This window comes from Mesorhizobium sp. M7A.F.Ca.CA.002.09.1.1, assembly GCF_003998555.1.
GTDB lineage: Bacteria > Pseudomonadota > Alphaproteobacteria > Rhizobiales > Rhizobiaceae > Mesorhizobium > Mesorhizobium ciceri.
This window is the reverse complement of sequence record NZ_RZRR01000575.1, coordinates 1-3,728: the sequence shown is the minus strand read 5'-3', so window position 1 is coordinate 3,728 and position 3,728 is coordinate 1. Positions and strand designations below refer to the sequence as shown.

The 3,728-nt window shown below is 58.6% G+C and carries 3 protein-coding genes; all 3 read right to left on the bottom strand.

The genetic code is table 11. From position 1 onward, the window contains the following. Positions 1-496 precede the first annotated feature (496 nt). Entirely contained in the window at positions 497-1,654 is a 1,158-nt protein-coding gene (locus tag EN994_RS22280; RefSeq protein ID WP_063170386.1) for a TlpA disulfide reductase family protein, read from the bottom strand. Between the two features lie 599 nt (positions 1,655-2,253). Beyond that, entirely contained in the window at positions 2,254-3,267 is a 1,014-nt protein-coding gene (locus EN994_RS22275; protein ID WP_024505903.1) for a 1-aminocyclopropane-1-carboxylate deaminase, read from the bottom strand. A gap of 236 nt (positions 3,268-3,503) precedes the next feature. Continuing rightward, on the bottom strand, positions 3,504-3,728 hold a 225-nt coding region (locus EN994_RS22270), incomplete at its 5' end, for an exopolysaccharide production repressor protein (protein ID WP_245466062.1).

Sequence of the window (3,728 nt, the reverse complement as noted above, 5' to 3'; positions counted from 1 at the left end):
GCTTGGTGATGATGAACTCGGCCAGCAGCTCGGCATCCGAATGGCCTTCCCATAAGCCGAAGGAATCCTGAGTACGAATGAGCCGCAGGAGGCATTTGACGAACGGGGAAGCAAGGGCCTCGTCGTCATTGTTGACAGCAGGGCCAACCGGAGGAATTTCGTTGTTCGTCATTTCAGTCTTCGTCTTCGAGGTACGATTTCCTTTTCCTGCGATGCCCACTCCGGGTCCGCTTGCGTGGCCGACGAATGGCTTGGGCGGGCCAACCCCAAGAGTGCCCCGTGGCCGACCTCGACATGTCCACGAGTGCGAGACCTGCGGCGCGAATTCGCGGCGCACATCGTCTGCGCCGCGATCCGACCGGTGGTCAACGCAATTGAAATCCAACCTTCCGCAAGCCGCCGCCCTGCTGCATCGACATACTTGCTGCGAAGAGAGCTTCGATGGGCGGATTGGCCAGTGTTCAATTCCAATTGTCAGTCCCTTCGCGATTCTTGCTCAGGAAGTGACTTCGTTTTGAGTTTCGGGTGCCTTCTTTTGCGGAGCCACACAAAGATCCGCGTGACAGGCAGGCTCACCCGTGTAGTTGGCCAGTGCTTCGAGCAATGGGGTAAGATAGTACTGTTTGGTGTGGTCCGGAATTGGCCCCAGCCGGTCCACCGATTTCAGTGCCACCTCGATCAACTCGATTGCGCGATCTTTGTTGCCGCTCTCGTAATAATACTGAGCTACCGGGAGGTACCGGAGGTATTTAAACGGGCCATCGCCGTTCGGGGGATTGAGTGCCAGTATCTGTTCCGAGAGCTCGTTGCCCATCGCAAAGCGCTCCGCGCGCGGAAGATGGGAATTGTCCATCGTGGGATCGAAGAGTTGGTTGAGGGCCAAGGCCATCCACGACACCGCGTCGGACGTTTTGTCGATCGCGTCCTCGACCAATTCTCGCATGACCGGCATGCCGGTCTTGATGTCGCGCAGCTTGTGAAGCAGAAGATCCGCATGAATCTGCCGGAACTCACAAGAGTCTGGCATCAAGGCGAGGCCTTCTTCGATGGCCAAGAGCGCCGCCGTCCAATCCTCGGCCTGCATCGCCGGCTCAAGTTTGGCGTATATCGGCCCGGTAAGCGACATTTCGCGCGCTGCAAGTTGGTTATGCGCGATGCGCTTTGCATCGGCGGCTTTCGCTTCATAGCTGCTGCGCCAGCTGCCGTTAAGGACTTTCGGCAAAACGTCATCGAGTTCCGCCGGGTGGCCGATAAAAGCGATGTGGCCGTCGCGGTCGACCACGAACGAGGTGGGAATCCCAATCGAAGAGCTGGGATCCATCCAGAGCTTGTTCATTTCGCCAATGTAATCGAACCCGATACGATAATTCAGATTCGGGAACTCCTCGGTCAGCCAGGCATCCACGTTGGTCCGCGCCTCGTCTGCGGTAGGACCCTGTTCGCAGGCGGCAACTCCGACCGCCTCAAATCCGCTGCCTTCATATTTCTCCTGCAGTTCGATCAAATGGGGCATGGCGTCGACACATGGTCCGCACCAAGTCGCCCAAAACTCAACGAGGTAGACCTTGCCGGGCCGAAAGTTCGTGAGGGGCTCGCCACGCAGCCAGTTCTCCACTTTGATCGCAGGAGCCGGGGACCCCATACGCAGTTCCATCTTGGTGTCCAAAGTCATTCCACACCTTTCGTCTCTTTTGTCGCGGAATATTTTCCAGTCAAAATCGGACACGGTCTCGAGGGCATCGCTCCCTCTGGCTTGCTTCAGCGAAGCTCTCACCGTGTTGCCGCACATCAAGCTGCAACGGAGGTGCCAATTCCCTCAGCTCCGGTAAGCGGCGGGAAATGCTTTGAAATTCTCCACGAGGCCAAATGCGGCCGATTGTCGTGAACCCGACATGTCTTCTGCCGCTGTCGGGTTTCGCCCTATCACTCTTGAGAGCTTGGACGGCTCGCCTGTGATTAGACTGGCCTCGGCCCTCGAGCAGTGGCAGTTTGGCGCCAGTTCGAAAGCGCGAACTCGCCGGCTTGGTCCTCGTGCCGCCACCGCCGCGTGTGGATTCTTGCCCCGGAGTCAAAATTCGCCTCGCGGTTGCCAACGGCGGCATGCGCTCAATGCGCGTGGCGTTGAGCACCGACAGCACGTAATGGTACCAATTAGTGGATGCCCGTCGCTGCCTCCACTTCTCCAGCCAAGCGCTCGAACGACGCTACCTACCCACGTTCGAGCGCGACCGCGGAATCGCAGACTGCCGAACGTCAGCCGTTGCGAAAGGTGTAGCCGTACCCGTTGATCGCCGGTGCGCCGCCTAGATGTGCGTAGAGGACCCTCGATCCCTGTGGAAAGAAGCCCCTCTGGACGAGGTCGATCATCCCTTGCATCGATTTGCCCTCGTAAACGGGGTCCGTAATCATGCCCTCGAGCCGCGCGCACAAACGGATTGCCTCTTTGGTTTCCTCCGATGGAACGCCATAACCCGGGTACGCGTAGTCCATGAACAACACCACGTCTGCCTCGACAATTTCCGCTCCGAGGTGGACGAGCTTCGCTGTATTTTGGGCGATGCCAAGCACCTGCGCCTTGGTCTTGGCGGGCATGGCGGAGGCATCGATACCGATCACGTTGCGCTGTCGACCATCCTTGGCGAACCCGACGAGCATGCCGCCGTGGGTTGAACCAGTCACCGTACAGACGACGATATAGTCGAAGGCAAACCCAAGCTGCTCTTCCTGGGCACGCACCTCCTCAGCGAACCCCACATAGCCCAGGCCGCCGTATTTGTGGACAGAGGCGCCGGCAGGTATCGCATATGGCCTGCCGCCCCTTGCCTTGACTTCATAAAGTGCCTTTTCCCAGCTGCGGCGGATGCCGATGTCAAAGCCCTCGTCAACCAGGCGCACCTCTGCCCCCATGATGCGGCTCAAGAGGATATTGCCGACCCGGTCGTAGACAGCATCATCATGTGGGACCCAGCTCTCCTGGACCAGGAGGCATTTCATGCCGATCTTGGCGGCGACCGCAGCGACCATGCGCGTATGGTTGGACTGCACGCCACCGATTGTGACGAGCGTATCGGCATCTGACGCGATCGCGTCGGGCACAATGTATTCGAGCTTGCGCAGCTTGTTTCCGCCGAACGCGAGACCGGAGTTGCAGTCCTCGCGTTTGACGTAGATTTCCACCTTGTCGCCCAGATGCTTGCCGAGGCGGTCGAGCCTCTCGATCGGCGTGGGTCCAAAGGTGAGCGGATAACGTTCGAATTTTTCCAGCATGCTATCTCCAGCAAAAAAGTACCTGAACCTGCTACGCACCGGTCAGCCCAGGGGTATGGTCGCGTGTTAGCCGAACACAGATTCCCTATACGATCAGCTCAGTCATCAGAGGGTGACCAAAATTGGTGTGGGTCTGAGCACTGATCCTGTCATCCGCGCATCAAAGCAGCAGCACATGCTGGGCATTCGACCAAGCCGGGACACAGCTGAAAATTGCATTCCGCAGTTGATCAGAGTCAGACGACTGGTACCCGAGCTTTCCTGTAACCATCGGCATGCTGGCCCCTGTGGCGAGTTCCACGAGCGCGGCTAGAGGACTGCCAGATCAGAAAGAGCACGCGGCCGAAGTAGCCGGCCTGAAGCAGCAGCGAACAGGCCAGCGTCGTGACGACTGCCACACGGAGCGAATCCAAAGCGAAGTAAACCATCGACGCATTGCTGCACAGGACCAGCCCCACGAG

Bases quoted from the DNA above. Each gene is read 5' to 3' on its own strand.
- EN994_RS22280 (WP_063170386.1), bottom strand. From the start codon at position 1,654: ATGGAACTGCGTATGGGGTCCCCGGCTCCTGCGATCAAAGTGGAGAAC.
- EN994_RS22275 (WP_024505903.1), bottom strand. From the start codon at position 3,267: ATGCTGGAAAAATTCGAACGTTATCCGCTCACCTTTGGACCCACGCCG.